This is a genomic window from Nocardia sp. NPDC052566 (genome assembly GCF_044547285.1).
Classification (GTDB): Bacteria; Actinomycetota; Actinomycetes; order Mycobacteriales; family Mycobacteriaceae; genus Nocardia.
Map to the genome: position 1 here is coordinate 679,226 of NZ_JBIUAF010000002.1, position 16,672 is coordinate 695,897.

Below are 16,672 nucleotides of genomic sequence, written 5' to 3' on the forward strand. Positions count from 1 at the left end.
GATCGGTCACCGCGTCACCGGCCGGTTCGCCGGTGACGGTCGAGACGATCGGCAGGTTGGGTGCGTGGTAGGTGAGTTTCTCTGCGACCGTGCGGAACTTGTCGAGCATCGGAGTCATCAGCGCCGAATGGAAGGCATGGCTCACCCGCAGCCGCTTGGTCTGGATGCCCGCCGCGGTGAGTGCGCGCTCCAGGCTCTCGATCGCCTCGGTATCGCCGGACAGAACCGTCGAGGTGGGACCGTTCGCCGCGGCCACCGAGACCCGATCCGACACTGCCGCGACGAGTTCGGAGGCGCGCGCCCCATCGACCGCCACGGCGAGCATCGCGCCGCCTTCGGGCAGTGCGCCCATCAGGCGACCGCGGGCCGCCACGAGCGCGCAGGCGTGCGGCAGCGAAAGCACGCCGGCGACATGTGCCGCCGCCAACTCGCCGATCGAGTGACCGACCAGCACATCCGGTGTGACACCGAAGGATTCCAGCAGCCGGAACAGTGCCACTTCGAAGGCGAACAGCGCGGGCTGAGTCCATTCGGTGCGGTCGAGCAAGCCGTCGGAGTCGGTGAACGTCACCTCACGCAGCGACCGTCCGAGTACCCGATCCAGCACCGCGCACACCTCGTCCAGTGCGGTGGCGAAGGCCGGGTATGCGCTGTAGAGACCCGCGCCCATTCCGACGCGTTGTGCACCCTGACCGGTGAACAAGAACGCGGTGGTTCCGGAATCAGCCTTCGCCGCAACCGTATTCGGCCCGTCCGCGGCGAGATCCGCCAAACCGCCGAGCACCTCGGCGCGGTCGCGCCCGGTGACCGCGCCGCGCCAATCGAGCAGCGCCCGCGAGCTCACCAGGGCACGCGCCACCTCGTGCACATCGACGTCGGGGCGCTCGGTCAGCCACTGCCGCAACCGATCCGCTTGCGCACGCAGCGCGACTTCGGATTTGGCCGATACCACGAGCGCGACGCTGTGCGCACCCGCCCCGTCGGCTCCGCCTCCTGCCGTCCCCCGGTCGGCCGAAACGTGGGGCGAGGCATCCGCTTCGGTCGCAGCCGCCGCCACGGCGGGGGCTTCCTCGAGAATGAGGTGCGCATTGGTGCCACTGGCGCCGAAGGAGGACACGCCCGCCCGGCGCACCCGTTCCCCCTGCGGCCACGGGTGATCGTCCTGAAGCAGGCGGACAGTCCCGGCGGACCAATCCACGTGCGGCGTGGGCTCATCCACGTGCAGCGTTTTCGGCAGCACGCCGTGGCGCATGGCCTGCACCATCTTGATCACGCCGCCGACACCCGCGGCGGCCGAGGTGTGACCGATATTGGATTTCAGCGAGCCCAGCCGCAACGGCTCAGCAGTGTTTTTCCCGCCCCCCTGCCCTTCGGGCCCGCCCCCCTGGCGGCCCGCGCCGTATACGCCGATGAGCGCCTGCGCCTCGATCGGATCGCCGAGCATCGTGCCCGTCCCGTGTGCCTCGACCGCATCGACGTCGGCGGGATCCAGTCCGGCGTTGGCCAGTGCCTGGGCGATGACCCGCTCCTGCGACGGGCCGTTCGGCGCGGTGAGGCCGTTGCTCGCACCGTCCTGATTGACCGCGCTGCCGCGAATGACCGCGAGCACGGTGTGGCCCGCGCGCTGGGCGTCCGAGAGTCGTTCCAGCACCAGCATTCCGAGCCCCTCGGAGAAGCCGGTGCCGTCGGCGGCGGCCGCGAAGGCCTTGCACCGGGCGTTGCTGGACAATGCCCGCTGCCGGGCGAAAGCGATCAACAGCGACGGGTCCGACATCACGGTGACGCCACCGGCCAGAGCAACGTCCGTATCGCCGGAACGCAAAGCCTGGCAGGCCAGATGGATGGCCACCAGCGAGGACGAGCACGCGGTATCGACCGCGATCGCCGGGCCGGTGAAGCCGAAGGTGTAGGCGATCCGTCCAGCCAGGACGCTGTTCGAAACACCCAGGTAGGCATGGCCTTCGGTCTCCGCGCCGATGGTGGCCGAACCGATGCGCGGGCCGTAGTGCTGATGGATGACACCGGCGAAGACACCGGTTTCGCTGCCCCGTAGTGACGTCGGGTCGATTCCCGCGTCCTCGAGCGCTTCCCAGGCGGCCTCCAGCATGAGCCGCTGCTGCGGGTCCATCGCGGCCGCCTCGCGGGGGCCGATGCCGAAGAAGGCGGCATCGAAATCGCCGATGCCGTCGAGGAATCCACCGTCGCGTGTGTAGATGGTGCCCGGCGCATCGGGGTCCGGGTCGAACAGCCGATCGAGGTCCCAGCCGCGATCGGTCGGATAGCCGCCGATAGCGTCGACGCCGTCCGCGGTCAGCTGCCACAGCTGTTCGGGGGAGCGCACGCCGCCCGGGTACCGGCACGCCATACCGACAATGGCGATCGGTTCCCGCATGCGATCGGTGACCGTGCGCAACTGCTGCTTGGTCTCGTACAGCTCCTTGGCGGTCTTCTTGAGGTACCGGCGCAGTTCGTCGTCGTCAGCCATTGGTGAAACTCCTGGTCTATCAGCTCAGAGGCTGTCGATGAAATTGAAAAGCTCGTCGTCGTCGGCGGATTCGAGATCGCCCGCACCATTCACTCCCGGTGAGGGCAGTGGGCTGCGATCGGCCGCTACGTCCTCGAGCTTGCGTAGTAGCGCGGACAACTTCTCGGCCAGGTCGGAACGCTCCGACGAGGTCAATTCCGCTGCGGCGAAACTTCTGGTGAGCGAGTCGACGTCGGCGGCGAGCGCTCGCGCGGCCGCGTCGGCGGGCACCAACTGCCGGCGGAGGAACTCGGCCAGGGCCGCCGGGGTCGGGTGATCGAACATCGCGGTGGCCGACAACTGCACTCCGGCAGCGGATTTCAACCTGTTGCGGAATTCCATCACCCCGAGCGAGTCGAACCCGATCGCGCTGAACGGTCTATCCGGCTCCAAGGCGTCGGTACCGGTGTGCCCGAGCACGGCCGCGGCGTGCACGGCGATCACGCCGAGCAAGACACGCTTCTGCTCCTCGGCCGAACGACCGAGCAGGCGGGTGACCAGCTGGCCGGAATCGGCGGCGGCCTCGGCCGTCGCCGGTTCAGGTACCGGCCCGCGCCGCGCCACCGGCTTGGACAGTGCCCGCATGATCGGGCGGACACCGGCCGGATCGCCGAGCGCGTCGCGGTCTATGCGGACCGCCACGGAGGTGGGACGGCCGGTGGTCGTCGCCGCGTCGAAAAGGTCCATGCCCTCGTCCGCATTCAGCGGTAGCAAGCCTTCTCGTCGCAGCCGCGCCAGATCGGCTTCGGTCAGATCGCCGGTCATACCGCTGCTCTGCCGCCATGGCCCCCAGGCGATGGAGGTAGCGGGGAGTCCCTCGGCGTGCCGCTGGTGCGCCAGTGCGTCGAGGAAGGTGTTGGCGGCGGCGTAGTTGGCCTGGCCCGCCGTACCGAGCACCCCCGCGATCGAGGAGTACAGGACGAAGGCCGAGAGGTCCATGCCCGCCGTGGCTTCGTGCAGATTCCAGGCGGCGTCGACCTTGGGGCGCAGGACCCGGGTGATCTGCTCGTCGGTCATGGTGGCGAGCAGGCCGTCGGCCAGCACACCCGCCGCGTGCACGACCGCGATCAGCGGATGCTGGGCCGGAATAGCGGCGAGCAGCCGGTCGAGCGCCGCCCGATCGGCCGCGTCGCACGCGACGACGTCCACGTGCGCGCCGAGCGCGGTGAGTTCGGCGACCGTCTCCGCCGCACCGGGCGTCTCCGCGCCGCGTCGACTCGCGAGCACGAGCCTGCGCACACCGTGGGCGGTGATGAGGTGGCGGGCGGCCACCACACCCAAACCGCCGGTGCCGCCGGTGATCAGCACGGTCCCATCGGCGCGCAGCGGGGTCGGGACGGTCAGCACGTTCTTGCCGACGCCCCGGGCCTGGCTGAGGTATCGGAAGGCATCGGGCGCGCGCCGTAGATCCCATGCGGTGATCGGATACGGCCGCAGCTCGCCGCGGTCGAACAGTTCCACGAGGGCTGCGAGAATCTCCCGCAGCCGCTCGGGTCCCGCTTCCATCAGCATGAAACTGGCGTAGCGCACGCCGGGGTGCGTCGCGCCGACCTCGACCGGGTCGCGACGGTCGATCATCCCCATCTCGACGAATCGGCCGCCGCGGGGGAGCAGGCGCAGCGAGGCGTCCACGAATTCGCCTGCCAGCGAATCGAGCACGATATCCACGCCCCCGCCGCCGGTGCGCTCCAGGAATTTCCGTTCGAAATCCAGGGTTCGGGAATCGGCGATATCCGAATCGTCGAAACCCATGTCGCGCAGTACGTTCCACTTGGGTGTGCTCGCCGTGGCCAGGACGCGCAGCCCCAGGTGCCTGGCGAGTTGCACCGCCGCCATGCCGACGCCGCCGGTCGCCGCGTGCAGCAGCAGCGTCTCACCGGACCGCGCGTCGGCGAGGTCGACCAGACCGTAGTAGGCGGTCGCGTACACGATCGGAACAGCGGCGGCCTGTGCGAACGACCAGCCCCGTGGCATCGGTGCGAGCAGTCGACGGTCCACCACGACCACCGAGCCCATACCGGGGGTGAAGCCGAAAACGCGGTCACCGACGGCGAATTCGGTGACGTCGGCCGCGACTTCGAGCACGACGCCCGCGCCCTCGCCGCCGATGCGGCCGAGCGGATCCGGATAGGTGCCCAACGCCATGAGCACATCCCGGAAGTTCAGGCCCACCGCCCGCATACTTACCCGGACCTGGCCCGGCGCGAGAGTGGTTGTCGTGCCTGCGGTTTCGTTGATGAACACCGTGTCGAGCCCGAAGTTCTCCGCGGCCAGGGTGCCCTGGTCACGGAGGGTCAGCGCCCAGGCCGCACCGTCGGGGGCGGTCAGCGCGCCGGAGTCGCGGGTGACTCGCGGGACGTACACCGTCGAACCCCGCACGGCCAGCTGGGATTCGCCGGCGATCGCCGCAGCCGACGCCACCCCCGCGCGAGGGGAAAGGTCCTCGCCGACGTCCACAAGCCTGATCCGGTCCGGATTCTCGCTCTGTGCGGTGCGGAGCAGGCCCCACACCGCGGCGCCCGCCGGATCGATGCGCTCGCCGACCTCGGCCGCGACCGCCCGGCGGGTGACCACCACGACGGGATCGTCACCCTCCAGCAGCCGCCGCACTCGCGCGGCGGCGTCGATGACCGCCCCGCGCACCGCATCGGGGAGGCTGAGCGGCTGGGCAGCAGTTCCGTTCGTCATCCCGGCCGAGAGCAAGCCGGAATGACGGAGCGGACTTTCGCGCGGGCGCACAGGCCCGTTCGTCGGTGCGATGCGGACGATCGCATGCCTGCGACCGCCGATCGTGGCGATCTCGTAGTCCGCGTCGGATGCGGTGTCGTCCCAGACGACATCCACTGTGCCGCCGTCCGATTGCGGCGCGGCCACCCAGTCGACGTGGTAACCGAGGCGGTCGCGCTCGGATTCGGTGAGCGCGCCCGTCGCGACGGCGCGCAGGGTCAGTGCCCCCACCTCACCTACGGGCATGCCTGCCTGGTCGGTGAAGGTCATGGAGATTCGATCGGTGCCGGAGTCGGAAACCTTGGCATGCACCCGGAGCGCGTTCGATCCGGTGCGACGCAGGTCGACGTGCTCCCAGGAGAACGGCACGGCGACCGAACCATTCGACGGCGCGGGAATCAGCCCACCCATCAGGATCGCGTGCAGCGCAGCATCCAGGAGGGCGGGGTGCATCCCGAACTCCCCGGCCTGGTCGCGGACCGAATCCGGCAGTGCGATCTCGGCGAACGCCTCACCGGTACGCGTCCACAACGACCGCACACCTCGGAAGGCGGGTCCGTATCGGTAGCCGCGTTCCGCCAGTGCCGCGTAGCCGTCGTCGACGGCGATCGCCGCGGCGTCCGCGGGCGGCCACTCGTGCGAGCCACCCGGATTCGACGGTGTGAACGCGTCGTCGGTGAGGGTCGCGGTGGCGTGGCGCACCCACTGTGATTCGCCGTCGGGTCCGGCGTTCTCGATTCGCGAATAGAACTGTGCCGTAACGCTGTTCGAGTCGTCGGAGGCATCCGCCACCAGGCGCAGCTGAACCCCCGCGTCCGCCGGTATCGGCAGCGGCGCCTCGATCACCAGTTCGGCAAGCCGCGGCCGCCCGGTGACCGCACCGGCATGGAGCGCGAGCTCTGCCAGGGCGGCGCCTGGCAACAGCACCGTGCCCGCGACCGCGTGGTCTTCGAGCCAGGGATGCGTGCTTCGCGACAGCCGGCCGGTGAACACCACCTGCTCCGAGCCCGGTACCCGGACGATCGCGCCGAGCAGCGGATGGTCGGCATCTTCCAGCCCCGAACGCCGGACATCGTTCGCCACCACGGGCCGGGCCCAATAGCGCTGGCGCTGGAATGCGTAGGTGGGCAGTGCGACACGGACAGCGGGCTGGTCGTGACCCTGCGACCAGTCGACGGGGATACCGGCGGCATCCGCCCGCGCCAATGCGGTCACGAACGCGGTCGGCTCGTCCATCGACCGTCGCGATGCCGCCACCGCAAGGGATTTCGGCTCAACCTCGGGGTGCTGCGCCAAACAGGCCGACGTCATGGCGGTGAGCACCGCATCCGGGCCGACCTCGATGAACTTCCGCACACCGCTTTCGATCAGGGTGTCCACGCCCGGCGCGAAACGCACACAGCCACGCACCTGCGCCATCCAATACTCCGGGTCGCGGACGGCGTCGCCCGCCTCGGTGCCGGTGACGTTCGAAACGATCGGCAGCAGCGGCTGCCGATAGCTCAATCCCTCGGCGACAGTGCGGAATTCGGCCAGCATCGGATCCATTCGCGCCGAATGGAACGCATGGCTGACCCGGAGCCGGCTCGTCCGGACAGCGCGCTGCTCGAACAGCCGGTCGACCTCGGCGATGGCGTCCTCATCGCCCGAGAGCACCACCGCGGCAGGCCCATTGACCGCCGCGATCGACAGCCGATCCGAATAGTCGGCCACCACCGCGACCGCCTCCTCCTCGGAGACGGCCACCGCGAGCATGGCGCCGCCTTCGGGCAGGCCACCCATCAACCGTCCGCGCGCCGCCACTAGGGCGCACGCGTCAGACAATGACCACACGCCCGCGACATACGCCGCGGCGAGCTCACCGATGGAATGCCCGGCAACCACGTCCGGTACGACGCCGAAGGACTCCAGCAGCCGGAACAGCGCCACTTCGAAGGCGAACAGCGCGGGCTGCGTGAATTCCGTTCGGTTCAGCCCGCTTTCGGGCGCGTCGAACATCACCGCGCGCAGCGATCCGCCGAGACGGCCGTCGAATTCGGCGCACACTTCGTCGAGGGCGCTCGCGAACGCCGGGTAGTCGCGGTAGAGCCCGGCACCCATGCCGCGGCGCTGCGCACCCTGCCCGGTGAAAAGGAACGCCACGCGCCCCGGTGTCGCCGTGCCCGCGACGGCGGTCGTGGTGGCCTGCCCGGCGGCGAGGGCCGCCAATCCGGCGAGTAGTTCGGCACGGTCGCGGCCGATGGCCCCGCCGCGCCAGTCCAGTCGCGCCCGGGTGCCGACCAGGGCCGAGGCGACATCCCGCGCGGCGAGGGCCGGGCGTTCGATCATCCACTGCCGCAACCGATCCGCCTGCTCGCGCAGCGCCGCCTCGGACCGCCCCGAGATCATCAGGGCGGCGACGTCCGGATTCGCCGGGGCGAGGGCGGGTTCGGCCGCGGCCGCGGGTGGCTCCTCGAGGATGACGTGTGCGTTCGTCCCGCTGATGCCGAACGACGAGACACCGGCGCGGCGTAGCCGGTCACCGCTGGGCCACGGCTCGGCGTCGGTGAGCACTCGCACGGCGCCCGATGACCAATCGACATGCGGGGAAAGCTCTTCCGCGTGCAGCGTGCGCGGCAGCACGCGATGGTGCATGGCCTGCACCATCTTGATGATTCCGCCGACGCCCGCGGCCGCTTGCGCATGCCCGATATTGGATTTGAGCGAGCCGATCCGCAGGGGTTCCCGGTCGCCGCGAGCCTGTCCATAGGTGGCGATCAGCGCTTGCGCCTCGATCGGGTCGCCCAGGGTGGTTCCGGTGCCGTGCGCCTCGACGGCGTCCACCTCGGCGGGTGTCACACCGGCGTCGGCCAGCGCCTCGACGATCACCCGCTCCTGAGCCGGTCCGTTGGGCGCGGTCAGACCATTGCTGGCACCGTCCTGATTGACCGCGCTGCCACGCACGACCGCGAGCACGGTGTGGCCGAGTCGCTGTGCGTCCGAGAGCCGTTCGACGACCAGCACGGCCGCACCCTCCGACCACGCCACGCCGTCGGCGGCCGCGGAGAACGATTTGCAGCGCCCGTCCGAGGCGAGACCGCGCTGCCGGGAGAAGTCGAGGAAGACCGTGGGCGTGGCCATGACCGTGGCCCCGCCGACCAGGGCCAGGGAACTTTCCCCCTGCCGCAGCGCGCGGCACGCCAGATGCAGCGCCACCAGTGAGGACGAGCACGCGGTGTCCACCGTCAGCGCGGGGCCTTCCAGGCCGAGGGCGTAGCCGATACGCCCCGAGACCACGCTGCCCAGCGATCCGGTCAGCGCGTAACCCTCGACCTCCGGACCCGCGTTGCGGGTCAACGATTCGTAGTCCTGGTACATCACGCCCGAATAGACACCGGTGTCGCTGCCGCGCAAGGAGATCGGGTCGATTCCCGCGTGTTCGAGTGCCTCCCAGGACACTTCGAGCAGCAACCGCTGCTGCGGATCCATGGCGACAGCCTCGCGGGGACCGATGCCGAAGAAGCCCGCGTCGAAATCGGCGGCGCCGGTGAGGAATCCGCCGCGACCCGAATAGGTGGTACCCGGGTTGTCGGGGTCCGGGTCGATCAGCCGGTCCAGCTCCCAGCCGCGGTCGGCGGGGAAGTCGCTGGTGGCGTCCGTTCCCGTGACAACCAGATCCCATAGTGCGTCGGGGGATTCGACACCACCCGGGTAGCGGCAGGCCATGCCGACGATCGCGATCGGCTCATCGGTGCGTGCGGGGCTCGACGCCACCGGCTCGACCGCTCGGGCCGCCGTCGGCGCGACTCTCGACTGGACCAGCTTCGCCACCGCCGCGGGCGTCGGATAGTCGAAGACCAGTGTCGAGGGCAGCGAGAGACCGGTCGCCTTACCGAGCCGATTACGGAGATCCACTCCGCCCAGCGAATCGAAACCCAGTTCCCGGAACGGTTTCCCGGCATCGATCGAGTCACCGGAATCGTGTCCGAGTACCGCGGCGACCTGGGCGAGCACCGTCTCGAGGATCAGGTCGGCACTGCGGTCCGAACCTGCCTCGGCCAGCCGCGCGGCCAACGTAGTGCCGGAGGAATATGCTGTCCCGGCCGCCGCACCACCGGATTTCGCGACGTCGGCGGGGCGGCGTCCGTACCCACGCAGTACCGCCGGCAGTGCGCGACTGTCGGATTCGCGACGCAGTGCGGTGGCATCGAAACGAAGCGGAACCAGGCGCGCATCTCGATGCGTGAGCGCGGCACCGAACAGGCGCAAGCCCTCGGTGCGTTCGATCTGTCCGAGTCCGAGGCGATCCCATCGCGCGACGGCGACGTGGTCCAGGTCGCCGGTCATGCCGCCCGCCTCGCCCCACGGCCCCCACGCCAAGGAGGTCGCGGCCAGCCCGGCAGCGCGCCGCCGTTCGGCCAGCGCGTCCAGGAAGCTGTTCGCGGCGGCGTAGTTGCCCTGCCCGGCCGAACCGATCACTCCCGCGACCGAGGAGAACAGCACGAATGCGGAGAGGTCGACACCCTCGGTCGCTTCGTGCAGATGCCACGCGCCCGCGACCTTCGGCGCCAATACCCGGTCGACCTGCTCGGTCGTCAGGGAACCGATGGTGCCGTCGTCGAGGACACCCGCGGCGTGTATCACCGCGCTCAGATCGGCGGTCCCCTCGGTACCGATCAGACCGCTCACCAGCTGTCGCACCGATGCACGGTCGGCGATGTCGCAGGCGATGATCCGAGCCCGGGTACCCAGGCTCGCCAATTCTTCGACCAGAGCCGCCGCACCGGGAGCGTCGGGGCCGCGGCGGGAGGTCAATACCAGGTGCCGGACACCGTATTCGGTCACGAGCTGCCTGGCGAACAACGCGCCCAATCCGCCTGTCCCGCCGGTGATCAGCACCGTTCCGGTGCCGAACGGGGTGGCGTCGACCTCGGCGTCGGCGGTCTGGGCGCGAACCAAGCGCGGTACGAGCACATCGGCACCGCGAATCGCGACCTGCGGTTCATCGGTCCGCATGACGGCGGCGAGCGCTTCGGCATCCAGCGGTGCCGCCGGGTCCTCGTCGACGAGGACGAAACGATCCGGATTCTCCGACTGCGCGGTGCGCACCACACCCCACACCGCTGCCGCGATGAGATCGGGGGTTTCGTCGGCGACCCCCACTCCGCCGGTGGTGATGACGACCAGCCGTGCATCCGCTAGCCGTTCGTCGCGCAGCCACGAATTCAGCAGGGCGAGCGTGTCGTTCACGGCCCGCCGGGTCATCGAAGGGATATCGGCCGGTTCGCCGCTCGGGACCGCCGGACGGTATGCCACCGTGGTCGGAATCCGCTCCGCCTCGGCGATCGCCGCCACCGAGGCGTACGACTCGTCGATGCCGGGCACCGTGGTATCGGCCAGCGCCGCGGGCGATACCGGGTCGCCGATGACCTCGCTGCCCGCGCGCTCCCAGCGCACCCGATACAGATCGGCCGTGTTCTCGGACAGCCCCTCGAAGAACCGTCGCACGTCATACGGGCGCATGACGACGGCATCCACCGAAATAACCGGCTGGCCAACGGAATCGACCGCGGCAACGGAGATGGTCTCCGGCCCCGTCGCGACGGCGGCGACTCGGAGCGAGGTCAGCTGCGCCGATCGTTCGGCCGGCGGCCGGTGGAATCGCGCACCGCCCCAGCGGAACAACAACTTCCCCGAGCCCGGCTCGTGATCCAGTTCGCGCCACAGCAATTCGGCGAGTCCGGCGTGCACCGTCATATCCAGCAGCGTGGGGTGCAGACCGAACGCGCGGGCCGCGTCACCCGCCTCGGTGCGCAGGGAGATCTCGGAGAAGACGGCGTCCCCCCGTCGCCATACGGCGCGGACGCCGCCGAACGCCGGGCCGTATTCGAGCCCGGAGCCCTGTGTCATCAGGCTCGGAATCCGTGTCGCGTCGAGTGCTTCCGCTGCGGCGGGCGGCCACGCCTGGTCCAGCCACCGCAATGCCGCCGGGTCACCCGAATGTTGTTGTGCGAGTGCGCCGGTCGCATTCAGCACCCACGGCGCATCCGCGGACTTCCGGAAGTGGAGGTCGAAAGGCCTGCGCCCGGACTCAGGAGCCCGAACAGCGACCTGGAGCTCGATCTCATCGTCGTCGGCGGGCACGATCGGAACCTGCAACGTGAGCTCATCGAGCACATCGCAGTCGATCCGCATGCCCGCGATGAGCAGGAATTCCACCAGGACCGCACTCGGGACGACCACGACGCCGTGTGCCGCATGGTCGGTGATCCACGGGTGTTCGCGCATGGACAGCCGGCCGGTGAACAACCATTCATCGGTGCCCGCGATACCGACGACACCGGTCAGAATCGGGTGATCATCGGACCTGCCTGCGGTGGGACTCGGGCGCAGCCAGAATCGTTGATGTTGGAATGCATAGGTCGGCAACGAGATTCGTTGATCGGAGGCGGGCAGCAGGGTCCGCCAGTCGACCGGTCCACCGGCGACATGGAGCTGCGCCAAGGCGGAGAGCAGCTGCGGTACTTGATCATTCGACCGCCGCGAGGTGGCCACGACCGAGGCCGACGCCTCGATGGCCGGGTCGGTCGCCAGGTACCGGTTGATCGCCGGGCCGAGAATGACATCCGGACCCACTTCGACGAATCGGCGCACTCCGCTCGCGAGCAGGGTGGCGATCGCGGGTGCGAAGCGGACGGTGTCTCGCACCTGCCGCACCCAGTATTCGGGGGTGGCGACGGTCTCGCCCGGGAGGTCTGCGGTGACGGTGGAAACGATGGGCACCCGGGGCGGGTGGTAGGTGAGGCTCTCCGCGATCTTTCGGAATTCCGCCAGCATCGGATCCATTCGCGCCGAATGGAAAGCGTGGCTGACGCGCAGTCGCGTGGCCTGAATTCCCTCGGCGGCCAGCTCTCGTTCGACGGCGTCGATCGCGTCGGAGTCACCGGAAAGTACCGTCGCGGCCGGGGCATTGACCGCGGCCAGTGAGAGACGGCCATCGTGTCCGGCGATGATGGCGTCGGCTCGAGCCTCGTCGACGGCGACGGCGAGCATTGCCCCGCCCTCGGGAAGTTCGCCCATCAACCGGCCTCGGGCCGCCACGAGTGCGCAGGCGTCGGGCAGCGACAGCACCCCGGCCACGTGTGCGGCCGACAGTTCGCCGATGGAGTGGCCCGCGAGGACGTCCGGTGCCGTTCCGAACGATTCCAGCAGCCGGTACAGCGCGACTTCGAAGGCGAAGAGCGCGGGTTGCGTCCATTCGGTGCGATCGAGCACGCCGGTGGCATCGGTGAACATCACGTCGCGCAGTGTTCTTCCCACCCCCGTGCCCTTCGGGCCCGCCCCCCTTGCCCATCCGAGGAGCGGGTCCAGGTGTGCGCACACCTCGTCCAGCGCGGTCGCGAAGGCCGGGAAGGCGGTATAGAGGTCGGCGCCCATGCCGACTCGCTGGGCACCCTGTCCGGTGAACAGAAACGCGGTCTGGCCCGCGACGAGGGTTCCGGTGACGATGTCGGTTCCGATGTCGGCACCGACGCCGACATCGGCGAGGGCGCGCAACCGTTCGAGCAGCTCGTCCCGGTCGCGTCCGAACACCACCGCACGCGAATCGAGGTGCGCCCGTGTCGAAGTCAGCGCACCGGCAACCTCGGCGACATCCAGCTGCGGACGTTCCGACAACCACGTGCGCAAGCGGGCGGCCTGCGCGCGCAGAGACGCCTCGCTCTGACCGGAGACGACCAGCGGCACCGCGCTCTCGTTCGGGAGATCCGAGCCGCTGCGCGGAGTGTCCGATGCCGCCGTGTCCGATGTCGCCGCGTCGTCGGGCGCTTCCTCGAGGATCACATGGGCGTTCGTTCCGCTGATCCCGAACGACGACACCCCCGCTCGACGCGGCCGATCCCCGCGCTCCCACGGTTCGGCCTCGGTCAGCAGCCGGACCGCACCCGCATGCCAATCCACATGGGGGGACGGCGTTTCCGCGTGCAGTGTGCGCGGCAGTCGTCGATGCCGCATCGATTGGACGGTCTTGATCACACCGGCGACGCCGGCGGCGGCGACGGTATGGCCGATATTCGATTTGAGCGAACCGATACGCAGGGGTTCGCGGTCGCCGCGAGCCTGTCCGTAGACGGCGATCAGCGCCTGTGCCTCGATCGGGTCGCCCAGTCTCGTACCGGTGCCGTGCGCCTCGACGGCGTCCACCTCGGCCGCCGATATTCCGGCGTCGGCGAGGGCCTGTTCGATCACGCGTTGCTGCGACGGCCCATTGGGTGCGGTGAGCCCATTGCTCGCACCGTCCTGGTTGACCGCGCTACCACGCACTACCGCCAGTACGTGGTGTCCGAGTCGTCGAGCATCGGAGAGCCGCTCCAAAACGAGCACCCCCGATCCCTCGGACCAGCCGACACCGTCGGCGGCGGCGGAAAAAGCCTTGCAGCGGCCGTCGCGCGACAGCCCCCGCTGCCGGGCGAAATCGACAAACAGATCGGGGGTCGCGGCGATGGTCACGCCTCCGGCGAGAACCAGAGAGCTCTCGCCCCTGCGCAATGCCTGGCACGCCGAGTGCAGCGCCACCAGCGAGGAGGAGCACGCGGTGTCCACCGTCACCGCCGGACCCTCCAGGCCGAGGACGTAGGCGAGCCGCCCCGAGATGACGCTGTGTGAGGTGCCGGTCAGCCGGAAGCCCTCCAGCTCACCGGTGACGAGACCGGAATACCCTGACGCGCAGGCTCCTACGAACACACCGGTATCACTGCCGCGCAGTGTGGTCGGGTCGATTCCGGCGTCTTCGAGCGCTTCCCATGCGGTTTCGAGGAACACCCGCTGCTGCGGGTCCATCGCCAGCGCCTCACGCGGGCTGATCCCGAAGAAGCCGGGGTCGAAATCACCTGCGCCGCTGAGGAACCCACCCCGGCGCGTATAGACGGTACCCGCCTTGTCGGCGTCGGGATCGTAGAGGCGATCGAGATCCCACCCGCGATCGGCGGGGAAATCACCGATCGCGTCGCGTCCCGCCGCGACCAGGTCCCACAGCTCCTCGGCGGAGGAGATACCGCCCGGGAACCGCGCACCCATGCCGACGATCGCGATCGGCTCGTCCGATGAGGTTCGCCGCGCGACCCGGCCGCGCTTCGCACCGGCCGCGGTGGCGCGCGCTCTCAGCAGGTCGGCCACCGAGGTGGCGGTGGGGTGATCGAAGATGAGCGAGGGCGGCAATTCCACACCCGTCGCCCGGGCCAGGCGCTTTTGCAGTTCCACGCCACTGAGCGAGTCGAACCCGAGATCGGTGAACGGCAGGTCGCCGCGAATCGACTCGGCCGATTCGTATCCGAGGACCGCGGCGGCCTGCTCGCGGACCACGGCGAGAACCGCGGCGCGGTGCTGATATTCGGGCATCGCTCGCAGGTTCTGCGCCAAGATGCCGTCGGACGGTGTGCGATGTTCGGTGTCGTCACCGGCATTGTGCGTCCGGTCCGCAGGGGCGGGCGTTACCGGCGGCGACTCGACGGCCGCGAGGCCTGTGGCGTTCTCCCGGCGACGAAATGCATATGGCGGCAGATCGACTCGGACACCTGATGTGCCCCACGCGGTCGAATCCACCGGCAGTCCAGCGCAATACGCGTGCAGCAGCGACTCCCGGAGCTGCCGACTGCCGTTCGGTAGCGGCTCAACGGCGTTCGCGGCGGTGGTCCCGCCGGTCGTATCGTCGGCGGCCTCACTCGGCGCGAGGGCATTCGAACCACCGCCCTGCTCGGCGAGCGCTCCGAGCGCGGTGCGGATCTGCTCGCGGCTCGACGCGAAAAAGCCTGTACGCCAAGGCATGTGAGCGCGGGCGGTGAGTAGCGAATGCGCTACATCGGCAGGGGCGAGTTCCGGGTGGCGCTCCAACCAGTCGCGGAGCCGAGTCGCTTGCGCGCGCAGGCCGACCTCATCGCGCGCGGAGAGCACGATCGGTACCTCGTCGGCGTCTTCGGGCTCGAAGGCTGTCGCACTGTCCGCGATCGGAGCCTCGTCGAGGATCAGGTGAACGTTCGAACCACCCATGCCGAACGCGGAGACGCCCGCCCGCCGAATGGTGGTCGCAGCCCACCGTTCCGGTGCGCTGACCACCCGCAAGCGCAGGTCATCCAGGGGAATCGCCGGATTGGGCCGTTCGAAGTTGAGGCTGGCCACGAGTTCGCGGTGCCGCAGGCAGAGCGCGGTCTTGATGAGGCCGATGATCCCGGCAGCACCCTCCAGATGGCCGACATTCGTCTTGACCGACCCCACCGCCAGCGGCGCGTTCGGCTCGCGATCGGCGCCATAGGTCGCGCCGAGTGCGGCGGCCTCGACCGGATCGCCCGCCGGCGTTCCCGTGCCGTGCAACTCGACGTACTGCACGGAATCGGCGGGCACATCGGCCGCCGCGAGCGCGGAGCGAATCGCGGCGACCTGCGCTTCGCGACTCGGTGCACTCAACACCCGCCGCTCATTGCCGGTGTTGACCGCACTGCCACGGATTACGGCGTGAATCCGGTCGCCATCGTCGATTGCCTGTGCCAGCGGCTTCAGAACAATCACGCCACCGCCCTCGCCGCGCACGAATCCGTCCGCGCGCGCGTCGAAGGTGTAGCACCGCCCCTGTGCCGAGTGCGCACCGAAGTGTTCGATCCGTTCGCCACTGGTCGGCGAGAGGATCAGATTGACGCCACCGGCCAACGCGATATCGGTTTCGCCCGCCCGCAGGCTCTCGCACGCCAGGTGTACCGCGACGAGTGAGGAGGCCTGAGCGCTGTCGACCAAGAGGCTGGGGCCGGTGAAGCCGAAATAGTTGGAAACCCGGTTGGCGATGATTCCGCGCGTCGCGCCCCACAGGGAGTGGCGCGTGATGCCGGGCCCCTCGGCGGCCGTGACCAGTTCCGCGAAGTCACCGCTGGTGCAACCGAGAAATACTCCGCCCCGGCGCGATTCGCGTGCCGCATCTGCCAGCCCCGCATCTTCGAGTGCCTCCCAGCTCAGCTCCAACGCGAGCAACTGCTGTGGATCGATCGATCGGGCCTCATGGGGGGCGATGCCGAAGAACTCCGCGTCGAAATCGCTCACGGAATCGAGGAAACTCGCGCGTTCGCTGAGATTCGCGCGCGCCGCCGGGGCGGCGGCGACGGTGGCGCGTCCCGCGCCGAGTAGCCGCCAGAAATCGTCGAGATCAGCAACTCCCGGCAGCCGGCACGCCATTCCTACGACAGCTACGGGGAAATCTGATCGGGTCACCACTCGAGAACCTTCCTTACGACGAGCACACGCCTGCGCACTGCGGCACCGCGCAGGTGTGAAATATCTACTACACCAAGAGCTTTAGAGATTGCTCGAGGTTGCCTGACCGGGGAGATGCCGAAGAAGCCGGGATCGAATCCCCAGGAGTCGCAGGTCGGAAGGGCTGCGCTTGGTGTACATGCGGTCCGG

At 69.4% G+C, this 16,672-nt stretch carries 1 protein-coding gene and 1 pseudogene (1 of these 2 only partly in view); both read right to left on the bottom strand.

The annotated features are described in order from the left end of the window. Positions 1-2,485: pseudogene (locus tag ACIG5A_RS10175) on the bottom strand (type I polyketide synthase); its annotated part reaches 8,516 nt to the left of the window's first position; the annotation flags it as partial. 24 nt (positions 2,486-2,509) lie between these two features. Beyond that, positions 2,510-16,480, bottom strand: coding sequence for an SDR family NAD(P)-dependent oxidoreductase (locus ACIG5A_RS10180; protein WP_397239831.1), 13,971 nt, complete (start codon positions 16,478-16,480; stop codon positions 2,510-2,512). Between the last annotated feature and the right edge of the window lie 192 nt (positions 16,481-16,672).